The 384-nt window shown below is 53.1% G+C and carries 1 rRNA gene; it reads left to right on the top strand.

Features of this window, described 5'->3' with window-relative positions:
* A 23S ribosomal RNA gene (locus QSK43_RS27070) occupies positions 1 to 384 on the top strand; the annotation flags it as partial.

Below are 384 nucleotides of genomic sequence, written 5' to 3'. Positions count from 1 at the left end.
CGTGATACGCTGCGATAAGCTGTGGGGAGCTGCGAATAAGCTTTGATCCATGGATCTCCGAATGGGGCAACCCACCTTAGATATCTAGAAAATCATTCTGGTTGTCGGATCGTTGATCCGACGTTACGGCGAACGATCGCCGACGGCCTCTGGCCTGTATGGGAACTTCCTAATACAGCGCAGAGCGCGTCGCCGGTCGTCCGGCGCGCCCACGCAGCGCCGCACGCAGTGCGGAACAAGCGTGAGTGAGAAACCCGAATGGTTTCTAGATATCGCAATAAGGTATCTTACTTTCGAATACATAGGGGTAAGAAGCGAACGCAGGGAACTGAAACATCTAAGTACCTGCAGGAAAGGACATCAACCGAGACTCCGTAAGTAGTG

The organism is Rhizobium sp. GR12 (assembly GCF_036596185.1).
In the GTDB taxonomy this organism is placed as follows: Bacteria; Pseudomonadota; Alphaproteobacteria; order Rhizobiales; family Rhizobiaceae; genus Agrobacterium; species Agrobacterium nepotum.
Note: the sequence above shows the minus strand (reverse complement) of the source record. Positions and strands in the feature narration are given on the sequence as shown.